This is a genomic window from Bilophila sp. 4_1_30, assembly GCF_000224655.1.
Taxonomy (GTDB): Bacteria; Desulfobacterota; Desulfovibrionia; order Desulfovibrionales; family Desulfovibrionaceae; genus Bilophila; species Bilophila wadsworthia.
Genome location: NZ_JH114231.1, coordinates 838,890 through 852,305, shown reverse-complemented (window position 1 = coordinate 852,305; position 13,416 = coordinate 838,890). Strand labels below are relative to the sequence as shown.

The 13,416-nt window shown below is 61.3% G+C and carries 11 protein-coding genes and 1 pseudogene; all 12 read left to right on the top strand.

Features of this window, described 5'->3' with window-relative positions; translation table 11 throughout:
• Positions 1–479, top strand: a 479-nt coding sequence (locus tag HMPREF0178_RS21910; RefSeq protein ID WP_039958537.1) for an NlpC/P60 family protein, incomplete at its 5' end; no start/stop codon positions are given.
• Between the two features lie 722 nt (positions 480–1,201).
• The gene (locus HMPREF0178_RS03915) at positions 1,202–2,851 is read left to right on the top strand and encodes an FAD-binding protein (protein ID WP_009379233.1); all 1,650 of its coding nucleotides are present in this window, start codon (positions 1,202–1,204) and stop codon (positions 2,849–2,851) included.
• Between the two features lie 28 nt (positions 2,852–2,879).
• Positions 2,880–3,092 carry a ferredoxin family protein gene (locus HMPREF0178_RS03910; protein ID WP_009379232.1) on the top strand — a complete coding sequence of 71 codons (213 nt, stop codon included), beginning with the start codon at positions 2,880–2,882 and terminating at the stop codon, positions 3,090–3,092.
• Between the two features lie 11 nt (positions 3,093–3,103).
• The gene (locus tag HMPREF0178_RS03905; protein WP_009379230.1) at positions 3,104–4,075 is read left to right on the top strand and encodes a hydroxyacid dehydrogenase; all 972 of its coding nucleotides are present in this window, start codon (positions 3,104–3,106) and stop codon (positions 4,073–4,075) included.
• Between the two features lie 4 nt (positions 4,076–4,079).
• Positions 4,080–5,240, top strand: a complete 1,161-nt coding sequence (locus tag HMPREF0178_RS03900; RefSeq protein WP_009379228.1) for a pyridoxal phosphate-dependent aminotransferase — start codon at positions 4,080–4,082, stop codon at positions 5,238–5,240.
• 75 nt (positions 5,241–5,315) lie between these two features.
• Positions 5,316–6,404 (top strand): TRAP transporter substrate-binding protein, encoded by a 1,089-nt coding sequence (locus HMPREF0178_RS03895; RefSeq protein WP_009379227.1) that lies wholly within the window; start codon positions 5,316–5,318, stop codon positions 6,402–6,404.
• Positions 6,405–6,578: 174 nt separating this feature from the next.
• The gene (locus HMPREF0178_RS03890) at positions 6,579–8,387 is read left to right on the top strand and encodes a TRAP transporter large permease subunit (protein WP_232281183.1); all 1,809 of its coding nucleotides are present in this window, start codon (positions 6,579–6,581) and stop codon (positions 8,385–8,387) included.
• A gap of 148 nt (positions 8,388–8,535) precedes the next feature.
• Positions 8,536–9,525 (top strand): D-isomer specific 2-hydroxyacid dehydrogenase family protein, encoded by a 990-nt coding sequence (locus HMPREF0178_RS03885; protein ID WP_009379224.1) that lies wholly within the window; start codon positions 8,536–8,538, stop codon positions 9,523–9,525.
• 257 nt (positions 9,526–9,782) lie between these two features.
• On the top strand, positions 9,783–10,688 hold the full coding sequence (locus HMPREF0178_RS03880; protein WP_009379222.1) for a phosphate acyltransferase: 906 nt from the start codon (positions 9,783–9,785) through the stop codon (positions 10,686–10,688).
• Between the two features lie 17 nt (positions 10,689–10,705).
• Entirely contained in the window at positions 10,706–11,779 is a 1,074-nt protein-coding gene (gene buk / locus HMPREF0178_RS03875) for a butyrate kinase (protein ID WP_009379219.1), read from the top strand.
• Entirely contained in the window at positions 11,776–13,008 is a 1,233-nt protein-coding gene (locus HMPREF0178_RS03870; RefSeq protein WP_009379217.1) for an MFS transporter, read from the top strand. Before buk ends, HMPREF0178_RS03870 begins: the two co-directional genes overlap by 4 nt.
• Before the next feature lie 114 nt (positions 13,009–13,122).
• A pseudogene (locus tag HMPREF0178_RS03865) lies at positions 13,123–13,416 on the top strand (indolepyruvate ferredoxin oxidoreductase subunit alpha); the annotation flags it as partial.

Genomic DNA, 13,416 nt, shown 5'->3' with positions numbered 1-13,416 from the left:
CCCTGACGGCAAGGGCGGCGGCCGAGATCGGCAACCGCATGATGGGGCAGCCCTACGGTTGGGGCGGATACCTGTTCAATCGGGACTGCTCGCTGGCGATGAGGGATCTTTTCGTCCCTTTTGGGGTGTGGCTGCCACGCAATTCATCGGCGCAGGCCAAGGCATGGCAGTTCATCAGCTTCGTGAAGGCGTCTCCCTCGGGTAAGGAAAGCATCATCAAAGACGAAGGGGTTCCGTTCGCCACGCTGCTCTGGTTGCGCGGGCACATTACCCTATATATAGGGACGTACAAGGGCGAGCCCGTTATGTTCCACAACGTCTGGGGCGTCCGTACCAATGACGGGAACGGCGAAGGCAGGCACATCATCGGGCGGGCCGTCGTCACCTCCCTCCAGCCCGGGGCCGAGCTTCCCAACGTCCGCCGCGAAAATCTGATTCTTTCCCGGCTGCAGGGGATGAGCATTCTACGGTATGAGTGAGGAATGCGGGGGAGGAGGGCATCTTTGGAAAGGGTGCCCTTTCGCGGTAGCTCTTCCGCAAGGCGTTTCTTGAGAGCGTAACGTGGTTTCTTCTGTGACTTGATTTTTTGCTTTGAGGCAGGGCACATTGTTTCAAGAACGTCTGTTGAGGGCGAGAAAAAGCCGTTTCCCGTTTTGGGAAACGGCTTTTTATTTGTGTCCGTACGTTTTTGTGCGCGGATGGCCGTTTTGGCAGTCCGCGCACAGCGTTGTGCTGTAGGGGGTGAGGAAGGGGCCTTCAGTGGGCAGAAGAGGCGGGAGGGGCAGCGGGATTGCCGGATTCCCTTTCGTTCAGGCGATTGAGTGGCGGTACACCCCTTTGGGTTTGGGTGTTTTTTCCCAAGAAGGAAAGGTTCGCTTTGTCCGAATGGAATCTTTTTTGCGGCTTCAACGTGCTTGTTGTAGGAGATCAGGCCATTTGAGCATGATGTTTGGCTATCGGATAGTAGATTTTTTCAGAAATATTTCTGTATTCAGAAAATATTCTGATAGAATCATGTATTTTTCTGTTTATTGACGTTTTGTGTGGAGTGTTCTCCTCTAACACATTAGAATATCAGCTCTAGTCGAATATAATGCGTTGGCATGTCCTTTGCTGAACAAGGAGTAGGAAAACACCGGGTACTCCGGTTGAATAAGTGGCCTTTTCTTTCTTTTTTATTCAGTGAAGCCAAGGAGAAACCATGCTTGTTACAGAAACAGCTTGGGGAAAGCGCATCAAGACCGACGTGCTCATCCTCGGAACCGGCGCTTCAGGTATCGGCGCGGCCCTGCGCGCGACGGAACTCAAGGCCGACGTGCTCATGGTGGGGCAGGGGCGTCTGGAAAGCTCCGGTTGCCTCGGCGGCGGCAACGACCATTTTATGGCGGCGCTCGGCACCGACGAACCCAACGACACCCGCGAAGCTTTCGTCGGCTTCTTTATGAAGTCGGCCTTCGGTTACCGCGAAGCCCAGCTCAACCAGTGGTTCGACGCCATCAAGCCCTGCGTGAAAATTCTTGAGGAAGTCGATACGGAATTCCTGATCAAGGACGGCAAGCGGTATCGTTCCGTCGGCTTCGGCCAGCCCGGCGCGTGGTGGCTGCACATCACCAACGGCACGACCATCAAGCGGCATCTGGCCCGCCGGGTACGCAAGTCCGGCGTCAACATCCTCGACGACTTCCACATCACCCGTCTGTTCGAGCGCGACGGGCACATCATGGGGTGCATGGGCTTCAATGTCCTGACCCGCGAAGTGTACGCCATCGAATGCAAAACCGCCATCTGTTCCCTCGGCTGGCACCCCCAGCGCCTGACCAACAACTCCACCGGCAACCCCTACAACTGCTGGCATATGCCGTACAACACCGGCAGCTATTTCGTCCTGCCCATGCAGATCGGCGCGTCGCTGGTCAACATCGACATCAGCGGCCGCGCGACGCTCATCCCCAAGGGGTGGGGCGCGCCCGGCATGAACGGCATTAACAACATGGGCGGCAAGGAAATCAACGCGCTCGGCGAGCGGTTCATGTTCAAGTATGATCCGATGGGCGAAAACGGCAAGCGCCGCAATCAGGTCATGGGCACGTGGCAGGAACAGGTCGAGGGCAACGGCCCGCCGTTCTACATGGATATGACCCACTTCAGCGATGAGGACGTGCATCACCTCCAGTATGTGCTCATGCCCGCGGACAAGGAAACCTACCTTGATTACTGTGCGGCCCGCGGCATCGAGTTCAAGAAGGCCCCGCTGGAAGTGGAGGTTTCCGAAATGACGGTTTCCGGGATGCTCCTCGCCGACGATCGCTTGGAAACCACGGTGAAGGGCCTGTTCGCGGGCAGCAACTTTACGAGTTTTTCCGGCGCGATGTGCTGCGGCTACGTGGCGGCGTTCCATGCCGCGAACGATGCGGCGTCCACCGAGATGGGCGTCATCGACGACGCGGAAGCGCAGGCCGAACACGACCGAATCATCGCCCCTTGGGAGCGCAAGGGAACCAACCTTCTGAAGTACAACGACTTTGAAGATCCCATCCGTCAGATCATGGACTACTACGCCAAGTACCGCCGGAACATGGCCGGTATGCGTCTCGCCCTCGAAAAGCTCGCCCTTGTGGAAAGCTACACGGATCGTGTCGTAGCCACCAACAACCACGAGCTGATGCGCCTGCACGAGGCGTTCGACCTGCTGGAACTCTGCCGGGCCCATCTGGAAGCCTGCCTCCAGCGCAGGGAAAGCGGGCGGGGCATGTATCAGCTCTCCGATTATCCCGAAAAGGACCCCGAACTCGCCAAGGGGCTGGTGCTCACCCGCAAGGACGGCGCGTTCCAGTTCGGCTGGACGGAGTGATCCCGCATCTTTCACAAGGAGAAACGACATGCCTCCGGTTTTTGATTCCAAGAAATGCGTCAAGTGCGGCCGCTGCGTGAAGGATTGCCCCGGCTACATTCTGGAACTGGACAAGGAACACGACGAGACGCCTCACGTCATCGAAGCATACAAGCGTGAGTGCTGGCATTGCGGCAACTGCCGCATCAGCTGCCCGCAGCAGGCCGTTTCCTTTGAATTTCCCTTATACACCCTCGTTTAGGCGGAGCGGATATGAGCAAGCATACCGTTTTTGTGGAAGCCCCGCCGTTCGCCAAGTTCTCCGACGTCGAGATGCGCCGTCTGCTTGATGACGAACGCCTGGAAGTGCTGGACTGGCGCGGGAAGCGCGTGGATGCGCCCGGCTTCGTTGAAGCGCTTGCCGCCGCCGACATCGCCGTCACCGGCAACAGCCTGACCATCACCGACGAGCTGCTGGAAAAGCTCCCCAACCTCAAGCTGATCGCCAAGCTCGGCACCGGGCTGGACATGATCGACATCCCCGCCGTGCTCCGGCGCGGCATCCTGCTTTGCAACACGCCCGGCGCGAACAGCGTGGCCGTGGCGGAACATACCTTCGCATTGCTGCTCGGCTACCTGCGCAACGTGCCGCAGTGCGACAACGCCGTGCGGACCGGGCAGTGGGAAAAGGCGCGGACTATGGGCGGCGAAATCTGCGGCAAGACCGTGGGCATCATTGGCCTCGGCAACATCGGGAGCCGCGTGGCTTCCCGGATGGCCGGGTTCGAAGCCCGCCTTCTCGGAACCGATCCCTGCTGGCCCGAAGCCCTTGCCGCCAAGTACGGCATCGAGCGCCGGGAGCTGAACGAGCTGCTCGCCGAGTCGGACATCGTGTGCGTGCATTGCCCCCTCGACGAAACCACCGCCGGGTTCATCGGCAAGGCGGAACTGGCGCTTATGAAGCCCTCCGCGCTGCTGGTCAACATGGCCCGTGGCGGCATCGTGGACGAGGACGCCCTGTACGAAGCCCTGCGCGGCAAGGTCATTTCCGGCGCGATCATCGACGCCTATTCGCAGGAGCCGCTCACCGCTTCCCCGTTGTTCTCGCTGGACAACGTGATCCTGTCCCCGCACGCCGGGGCCTTCACTACGGATGCGCTCAACGCCATGTCCCGCATGTCCGTTGACCAGTTGTTCCAGTATGTGGACGGTGCCATGCCCGACAACCTCGTTACCGCGGAGTAAAGTCATGCCATCCTTTTTGAACGCCATGACGCGCCAAATCCCCAGTTCCAGCATCCATGCCGCCACCCAGAAAGCTGAAGCCTACCGGCGTGAAGGCAAGAAGGTGGTCATTTTCAGTATCGGCCGCCCCGACTTCGATACGCCCGCCCACATCAAGGAGGCCGCCAAGGCCGCGCTGGACAAGGGATATGTGCATTATACCCCCAACATGGGCATCCTGCCCCTGCGCGAAGCCGTAGCCGAGCACATCAAGCGGCAGACCGGCGTCAGCTATGACCCGAAGACCGAAGTCATGATCACCTGCGGCGGGCAGCAGGCCATCCTCCTGACCATGAAGGCCGTGCTTGAACCCGGCGACGAAGTGCTGCTGCCGTCTCCCGGTTATGGCCTGTATTACAACTGTGCCGCCATCGCCGACGCGCAGGTTCGTGCCTATGCGCTCAAGGCCCCCGATTTCGGCTGGGGCGGCGCGGAAGCGGGCGAACGCACCAAGATGCTGTTCATCAACAGCCCACACAACCCCACCGGCGCGGTTCTTTCCAGGGAAGAGCTCGGCCAGATCGCCGATTTCGCCAAGGCCAACAACCTGCTGGTTGTTTCCGACGAAGCCTATGACCGTCTGCTGTATGACGGCCTTGAGCATCGTTCCATCGCGTCCGAACCGGGGATGCGCGACCGTACCGTCATCCTCGGCTCCTTCTCCAAGACCTATTCCATGACCGGCTGGCGCATCGGCTATCTCGCCGGGCCCGCCGAGGTCATCCGGGGCATGGCCCTGTTGCAGCAGAGCTTTGTGCTTTCCGTCAACAGTTTCGCCCAGTGGGGCGCCGTGGAAGCCATGACCGGCCCGCAGGATTGCGTTGAGGAAATGCGCCAGCAGTTCGACCTCCGCCGCAAGGCCATGATGGAAGCCCTGTCCACCATACCCAACGTATCCTTCGCGGCTCCCAAGGGCGCGTTCTACATCTACCTGAACCACGAGAAGACAGGGCTGGACCCCGTGCAGTTCTGTGCGAAGCTTCTCGACGAATACTATGTGGCCTGCGTGCCCGGTTCCGAATACGGGCCGTACGCAGGGTGCAACACCCGTCTTTCCTGCGCCACCGGGCTGGACGATTGCCTGGAAGGTGTCGACCGCATCCGGAAGATGGTCGCCTCACTGTAGTGTGAATGAGCCGGAGGGACGGCCCCTCCGGCTCTGCTCCAAGGACAGGAACTGTATAACCCGACTGGAGACGCCATGAAGAGGACATTATTGACATTGACGTTGGCCGCGGCTCTGTGCCTTCCCGCGCTGTTCGCGCAGAAGAGTGCCGCCGAAGAACCCATCGTGCTGACTTTCAACCTTGGGATGCCGCCTATCCACCAGCGGTGGGTCAATGCCATCAAGCCTTGGTGCGACGAACTCGAAAAGCGCAGCAACGGGCGCATCAAGATTGAACCCTATTTCGCCAACGCCCTTGGCAAGCGTTCCGACGCCATGGACTCCGTCCGTACCGGCATAGCGGACTTGGCCGAAGCGCCTTTCAGCTCCAACCCCGGCGCGTTCCCCTTCCATTCTCAGATTTTTTCCGCCGCCAACCCCAGCATGGCTCTCGGCAATGCCTATGAGATGCTGAGCGATTTCTATAAGGCCCATCCCGAAGTCCTGAAGAAGGAAATCAAGGGCGTCAAGCTCATGTTCATTCACGCCTACCCCGTGGGCGACTGTGTCATGACCAAGTCCGCCCCCATCCTGAAGCTCGACGACATCAAGGGCAAGAAGCTCGGCTTTGAAGGCGGCGGCCTGCGCTTTGAAACCATGCAGGCCCTCGGCGCTTCCGTGGTCGGCATGAACATGTCCGATCTGTATCAGGCCATGCAGGGCGGCATCATCGACGGTATCGTCATGGATTTCGATCCGCTGATTTCCCGGCGTTACGGTGAGGAAGTCAAGCACGTCACTCTGTTGAACATCACCGGAACCGCCTTTTACGTGGTCATGAATCAGGAACGCTACGACAGCCTGCCCGACGACCTCAAGGCCATCGTCGACGATATGTCCCAGAATTACGGCCCCAATCTTTTGGAAAAGTTCTGGGCTGAAAACGTGTACGGCAGCCTCGACAAGTGGATCAAGGAAATGGGCGGCACCGTCTATGTCCTGTCCGACGAGGATTATGCCCGCGCCGACAAGCTGGCCGCCGTCCCGGCGCAGGCGTGGTTCAAGTCGCTTGACAAGGCCGGCTATCGGGGCGCCGAACTGGAGAAGACGTTCCATCAGTTGGAAGCCAAGTATTTCACGCCGTGGCGTCAGTCTGAAGCCTACCGTTACGTCAAGCAGCAGTAAGCCATCGGTTCCGAACGGCGGCGGGGGGTCCCCGCCGCCCAACCTCCCCAATCAAGGTCTGAACTTATGAGCAGCAACGCCATTGAAACGCCCCCGTTGGCCGCCCAGCTGGAATCGCTATCTGCCCTGATACGGCGCACGGAACCGTTTTGCCAGAGGATAAGCGCTGTCGGCATGTATATCTTTATGGGTCTGGTCATCCTGACCTTCGCGGACGTGCTTCTGCGCTATGTTATCGGATCGCCGATCAGCGGCAGCATCGAAATCACCGAAATGCTCATGTCCGTGGTGCTGTTTTCCTCCGTGGCCTATACCTATTGGAGGCGCGGGCACGTCAGCATGGACATCGTGACCGGCAAGCTGAGCGAACTCAATAAGAACCGGCTTGGGGCCATCACCACGGTCTGGAGCCTTGCGGTCGTCTTTTTCTGCATAACGTGCATGGGCAAGTACGCCATGACCACCACCGACACCACATCGGTATGGAACATGTCCTACAAGCCGTTCATCTGGTTCGCCGTGTTCGGATGCGTCCTGTTGTTCCTTGCCATGCTCAGCCATCTTTTGGATCAGCTTGCCGCCACTATCCGGGGCGGCGGGATGGGGTCGGCTTTCTTGATGCTCGGCATCGGCCTGCTCGGCGTGGCCCTGTCGGTTTGGGTGGCGGTCGAGCGTCTGCCCGGCATCAGCGCACCCGCGCAGGGCGTCATCGGCATGGTGTATATGTTTACCATGTTTTTCTTGGGGATGCCCGTGGCCTTCGCGCTCATGGGGACCTCGCTCGTCTTCATCGCCAGCCTGCGCGGCCTGACGGCGGCTCTGAACCTGTTCGGGACGGCGTGGTTCTCCACGTGCAGCAGTTACACGTGGGCACCCCTGATGTTCTTTCTGTTGATGGGCTTTCTCTGTTTCTACAGCCGGTTCGGCGAAGATCTGTACCGCACGGCCCGCAACTGGTGCGGCCATTTCCGCGGCGGCCTCGCCATAGCCAGCGTGTGCGCCTGCACCGCCCTCGGCGCGGTCGTCGGCGACGCCCTTGTCGGCTGTATCGCCATGATGACCATCGCCCTGCCCGAAATGCGGCGGCACGGCTATGACGACAAGCTCGCCATCGGCACGCTGGCCTGTTCCGGCGGCATCGGCAGTCTCATTCCTCCGAGCTCGAATTTCATCATCTACGGCGTCCTTGCGGAACAGAGCATCGCCGACCTGTTCATCGCCGGTGTGTTCCCCGGCCTCGTGTGCATGGCCTGTTTCATCATCGCCATCGTCATTATGGTCTGGCGCAATCCCGAGCTGGCTCCGGCCCTGCCTCGCGTTCCCATGCGCGAGCGGCTCGTCTCGCTCAAGACCGGCCTGCCCATCATTATCATCTTCATCGTGGTCATCGGCGGCATCTACGCCGGCATGTTCACCGCTACGGAGGGCGGCGGCATCGGCGCGTTCACGACCGTGTTCCTCGCCCTCGTCATGGGCCGCCTGAGCTGGTCCATCGTCACCAACGGCCTCAACGATACCGGCAAGACGATCAGCATGGCCTTTACGGTCCTCGGCGGCGCGGGCGTGTTCAGCTACTTCATGACCATGAGCAAGATCCCCATGATCCTCGCCGGCGTCATCGCCTCCATGAACATGCCTCCCATGGCCGTCATGTTCGCCATCATCGTGTGCATGAGCTTCCTCGGCTGTTTTATCCCGGCCATCCCGCTGATGCTCATCTGCGTGCCCATCTTCCTGCCGCTCGCCGCGCTGTTCGGCTGGAACCTGATTTGGTTCGGCGTCATCATCAATATCCTCGTGACCATGGCCGGCATGACCCCGCCCTTCGGCGTCAGCCTGTTCGTCGCCAAGGAACTGGCGGATGTTCCGCTCTCGTTGGTGTACCGTTCCTCGATACCCTTCATCCTTGCGTTCTTCCTGTGCCTCGGCTTCTGCATCGCCTTTGAGCCGCTGAGCACGTGGCTGCCCGCCATGATGCGGTAAGTGAAAAAGGAATCCCCGCATGGCGGGGGTTCCGTCCCCGGATGCTTTCGGGGAGGCGCTGCGGCGCTTTCCCCGGGAGCGAAACAAAAAGCGTGTCGTTGCGAAGCGCGAAAGACGTTGCCGTTCAAGAGGCGAAAAGGAGAACGCCATGAAGGTCCTCAGCCTGCTCCCCCGTTCCCGGTTTACGGAATCCGGTATGGCCCTGCCGGAAAGCCTTTCCCTGCATTTTTTGCCTCCAAACGGCAGCCACGTCCTGATCGCGGCGGCTGAGAGCGCGCAGGCGCTTTTGCTCCCGCCGTCCCAGCCCTATGTGGATGCCTTCTGCCTCGAACGGATGCCCTCTATCCGCTTCATCCAGACCACGGGCGCGGGCTTTGATTCCGTTGACCACCTCACGGCGGCGGAACTCGGCATTCCGGTATCGAATTCGCCGAACATGAACGCGTCCTCGGTGGCCGAATACGTGATAGCCGCCATTGTGAACCTCCAGCGCGGCCTTGCATGGGCCGACGGGGAAATCCGCCGCGGGCGTTATGCGGCTTCGCGTGCCGAGCTTCTGGAGCAGGGCGGCCTTGAGCTGCGCGGATGCCGGATCGGGCTGCTCGGGCTCGGCAACATCGGGCGCGCGGTCGTTCCGCTCGCCAAGGCTTTTGGGTGTTCCGTCGCCGCTTGCGACGGCTTCTGGCCTGAAGGGTTCGCGGCTGAAAACGGGGTCGAGCGTATGGATGTGGCGGCGCTGTTCGCCGAGTGCGACGTGGTTTCCCTGCATTGCCCGCTCAACGGCAGTACCCGCAACCTTGTGGATTACAACCTGCTTTCGACCATGAAGCCCCATGCCCTGCTGATCAACGCGGCCCGGAGCGGTGTGGTGGTGGAAGCGGATCTCGCCCGCATCCTCGCGGAAGGGTGGATACGCGGCGCGGCGCTCGACTGCTTTGCGGATGACGGGCGTGCTGAGAATCCTTTCTTGTCCATTCCCGCCGAACGTGTCCTGCTGACGCCGCATCTCGCGGGCGTAACCCGCGCCGCGTTCGGGCGGATGCTCTCTCAGGCGCTGGAAAATCTGGAGCGTGTGCTCGTTCATGGCCTGCCGCCCCGTTTCGTGGTGAACGGCGTGTTGGCCGATTATTCCGACTAGTCTTCGCGGCTGGCGTTCCCTTTGTGGGCCGGTGTCCGCTGTTGGTTCCCTCCTTTTGGGGAGGGTAGGAGCTTTGTACCCCTTGTTAAAGTAAAATAATTAATAAAAACAATATATTATAAAAATATTTCGTCCCGGTCCCGTCTCCAGAATCGTTTTGGACGGTGGGGGAAGGGACGCAGGGAGGAGAGCGGGACGCCGTTCTCAAAGGGCCTTCCCTTTCCCGTATTCCCGCTTTCTTCCACAGGAGCCTTTTCATGCTGCAACATTTTTCGGAACTGATTGACAAGGTGAAGGCCATGCCCCGGACAGTGGTGTGCGTGGCGAACGCGGACAGCGAAACCGTGGAAGCCGCACGCATGGCTCTGGATGAAGGGCTGGCCGACGTCATTTTATACGGCGACGAGGCGGTGGTGCGTCCGCTGGTCGGACAGGCGGGCATTGAAGGCCGGATCGAACTCCGCCATGCCGCCGATCCCGCGACGGCGCTGCGGGAAGCCGTGCGCTCGGTGCGCTGCGGGGAATCCGGGGTACTCATGAAGGGTATGCTCAACTCTTCGGACTTTCTGCGCGGTGTGCTGAACAAGGAAGAAGGGCTGCGCACGGGCCGGAGGCTGTCGCACATCGCCGCCGTGGAACTGCCGGGCTATCACAAGCTTATTTACAGTACCGACGGCGGGATGAACATCAATCCCGACCTTGCCGCCAAGAAGGACATCCTTGCCAACGCGCTGCTGGCGCTGCGCTCGTGGGGCTACGAATGCCCCAAGGTCGCCTGCCTTGCCGCCAACGAGCGCGTCGATCCGCACAACCCCGCGACCATCGACGCCGCCGGGCTGGTTGAAGCATGGGAGCGGGGCGAGTTCCCCACGCAATGTATCGTTGAAGGCCCCATTGCCATGGACGTGGCCCTGAACCGTGAATCCGCCCTGCACAAGGGCATCGAAAGCCGGGTTTCCGGCGACGCCGATATTTTCCTCATGCCGATCATGGAAGTGGGCAACGTGGCGATCAAGGGGCTGCTGCACTTTCTCAAGGGCAGTCAGGTGGCCGGGCTCATCCTCGGGGCAGCCGCGCCCGTGGTCATGACGTCGCGCTCGGAGCCGCCGTCCGCCAAACTGTACGCCACCGCGTTGGGATGCCTCGCCGCCCGGAACGCCTAATTGCCTGTGAGGTCAGCATGTTTCGCATTCTTGTGATCAATCCGGGTTCCACCTCGACCAAAATCGCCGTGTACGAGGACGAGGCCCCGCTGTTTGTGGAAAGCCGCGACCACGATACCGCCAAACTGTCTCCGGCGGTCATGGAGCAATTTGAGCTGCGCCACCGCCTGCTGCTTGAGGTATTGGCGGAAAAAGGCATCGATCCCGCTTCGTTGCACGCCTGCGTGGGGCGGGGCGGGCTGTTGCCGCCCGTGCGTTCCGGGGCGTATCGCGTCAATGATGTTATGCTCGACGTGCTGCGTCACCGTCCGGTCATGCAGCATGCCTCGAACCTTGGGGCCGTGCTTGCGGACGCCGTGGCGAGGCCGCTCGGCATCCCGGCGTTCATCTACGATCCCGTCACCGTGGATGAAATGGACCCCATCGCCCGCATCACCGGGTTTTCGTCCATCGAACGCAAGAGCGTGGGGCACATGCTCAACATGCGGGCCTGCGCGCTGCGCTACGCCAAGCGGAACAATGCGAAATACGCCGATCTATCCTTGATCGTGGCGCACATGGGCGGGGGGATCACCCTTTCCCTGCATGTGGGCGGGCGCGTGGTGGACATGATTTCCGACGATGAAGGGCCGTTCGCGCCCGAGCGTTCCGGCGGCTTGCCGTGTTTCCAGCTGGCGGAAATGGCGACGCAGGACGGCGTCACCTTCCCTGAGATGATGCGCCGGATGCAGCGGAAGGGTGGGCTGATGGACTGGTTCGGGACGTCCGACGCGCGGGAAATCGAGCGCCGCATCCACGAAGGCGATGGGAAGGCCGCGCTGGTTTACGAGGCTATGGCCCACAATCTGGCGAAAAATATCGGCAAGCTCGCCGTGGTGACGCGCGGGCGCCTTGACGCCATCCTGCTCACCGGCGGCGTCGCCCGCTCCCGGATGCTCACGGACTGGGTGGCGGATCGTGTGTCCTTCCTCGCTCCGGTGCATGTGCTGCCCGGCGAGAACGAGATGGAATCCCTTGCCCTCGGTGTGCTGCGTGTCCTGCGCGGCGAAGAAGAGGCGCATACCTTTGCGGAGCGGACGGAGGCATCATGAAAACGCCGAGCCGTCTGATCATCCTGCTGGCGGGACTTGTGCTGTGCATGGTCTGCGGTGTCCTGTATGCGTGGTCGATTTTCGTGGTCCCGCTGGAACAGGCTTTCGGCTGGCAGCGTCCCGAGACGTCCCTGACCTTCACTTTCATGATCACCTTCTTCTCGCTCGGCATGTTCGCCGGGGGGAAGCTCCTCCGGTTCGGGCCCGCCCGTGCGGTGCAGATCGGCGGCGCGTTGCTGTGCGTGGGGCTGCTGTGGGCGTCGCGCATCGACTCCGTGATCGGCCTCTACCTCAGTTACGGCGTGGTGTCCGGGTTCGGCATCGGCATCGTGAACCTTGTCCCCGCCGCCGTATGCCTGCGCTGGTATCCTGAACGCAAGGGGCTGGTGAGCGGCCTGCTGACGATGGCCCTTGCGCTCGGCACGCTCCTGTTCGGGACGGTCGGCGCGGGCTGGCTCATCGGCAAGGTGGGCGTTTCCAGCACGTTCATGGCGCTGGCGGTGCTCTTCCTCGGCATCATCGTGCTCGGTTCGCTGTTCCTGCGTATGCCCGAAGCGGCTCCCGGCAAGGAAGAGGGCGACGGCGTCGGCCTGCGGGACATGCTCCATACGCCGTCCTACTGGATGATCTGGGGCTGGATGCTGTCGATCCAGATCGGCGGGCTGATGATCATCGGGCACATCGTTCCCTATGCGCTGGAATGCGGGCTGACTGCGGCTCAGGCCGGGCTCGGCATGGGCGTGTACGCGATAGCGAACGGCGTGGGCCGGTTGTTCTTCGGATACGTCCACGATCGGTTCGGGCGGGCGTGGGGCATGGGGCTGGACGCCGTATTCATGGGATGCGGGCTGGTGCTGCTGGCGGTGCTGCCGTCCCGGTTCGGCATGGCGGGCTTCCTGATTGCGGCGGTTCCGGTGGCGCTGGCGTTCGGCGGGACCATTCCCCAGCTTGCGGCTCTGATCATGGCCTTTTTCGGGCCGCGCCATTTCGGGGTGAACTACGGGTTCAGCACGAGCCCGCTCATGGTGGCCTCGGTGTGTGGGCCGTTCATCGGCGGCCTGATTCGGGCATGGTCCGGAGACTACCTCGTGGCCCTTTATGTGGCTGCGGCCATAACCCTGCTGGGCGTCGCCCCGGCGGTCGTGCTCAGGGAAAAGGCCCGGAAGAGGGAATCGGTTGCACGGGAGGGCTGTCCTTCCCCCGCCTCCCTTTCTTCTCAGAATGGTTGATGGGTGGAAGGAGGCCGCTGGCGGCGGAGTCCTCCGCGCCCCGAAAGGGCGCAGGCAGCCGCAGGCGGAACCCCATAACAATATGTATGGAATCAACACGATAAAGGAGACGTTATGTCAGTGCTTCTCGAACGTGAAATCGGCAAAAAGGCGTTGCTCATGGGCAACGAGGCGCTCGTGCGGGGCGCGTATGAAGCCGGGCTCGACTACGCGAGCTGCTATCCCGGCACCCCTTCCTCGGAAGTGAGCAACCTGCTGTACGAATTGCAGGGCGCGGGCGGTTTCCGCATGGATTTCGCCACCAACGAGAAAGTGGCGATGGAAGCCGTTGCGGGCGCGTCCATGGGCGGCCTGAACTGTCTGACCGCCATGAAGCACGTCGGCCTCAACGTCGCCTCCGATCCGCTC

Excerpts from the sequence above, each read along its gene's own strand:
- HMPREF0178_RS03915 (WP_009379233.1), top strand. The coding sequence starts at position 1,202 with ATGCTTGTTACAGAAACAGCTTGGGGAAAGCGCATCAAGACCGACGTG.
- HMPREF0178_RS03910 (WP_009379232.1), top strand. The coding sequence starts at position 2,880 with ATGCCTCCGGTTTTTGATTCCAAGAAATGCGTCAAGTGCGGCCGCTGC.
- HMPREF0178_RS03905 (WP_009379230.1), top strand. The coding sequence starts at position 3,104 with ATGAGCAAGCATACCGTTTTTGTGGAAGCCCCGCCGTTCGCCAAGTTC.
- HMPREF0178_RS03900 (WP_009379228.1), top strand. The coding sequence starts at position 4,080 with ATGCCATCCTTTTTGAACGCCATGACGCGCCAAATCCCCAGTTCCAGC.
- HMPREF0178_RS03895 (WP_009379227.1), top strand. The coding sequence starts at position 5,316 with ATGAAGAGGACATTATTGACATTGACGTTGGCCGCGGCTCTGTGCCTT.
- HMPREF0178_RS03890 (WP_232281183.1), top strand. The coding sequence starts at position 6,579 with ATGTATATCTTTATGGGTCTGGTCATCCTGACCTTCGCGGACGTGCTT.
- HMPREF0178_RS03885 (WP_009379224.1), top strand. The coding sequence starts at position 8,536 with ATGAAGGTCCTCAGCCTGCTCCCCCGTTCCCGGTTTACGGAATCCGGT.
- HMPREF0178_RS03880 (WP_009379222.1), top strand. The coding sequence starts at position 9,783 with ATGCTGCAACATTTTTCGGAACTGATTGACAAGGTGAAGGCCATGCCC.
- buk (WP_009379219.1), top strand. The coding sequence starts at position 10,706 with ATGTTTCGCATTCTTGTGATCAATCCGGGTTCCACCTCGACCAAAATC.
- HMPREF0178_RS03870 (WP_009379217.1), top strand. The coding sequence starts at position 11,776 with ATGAAAACGCCGAGCCGTCTGATCATCCTGCTGGCGGGACTTGTGCTG.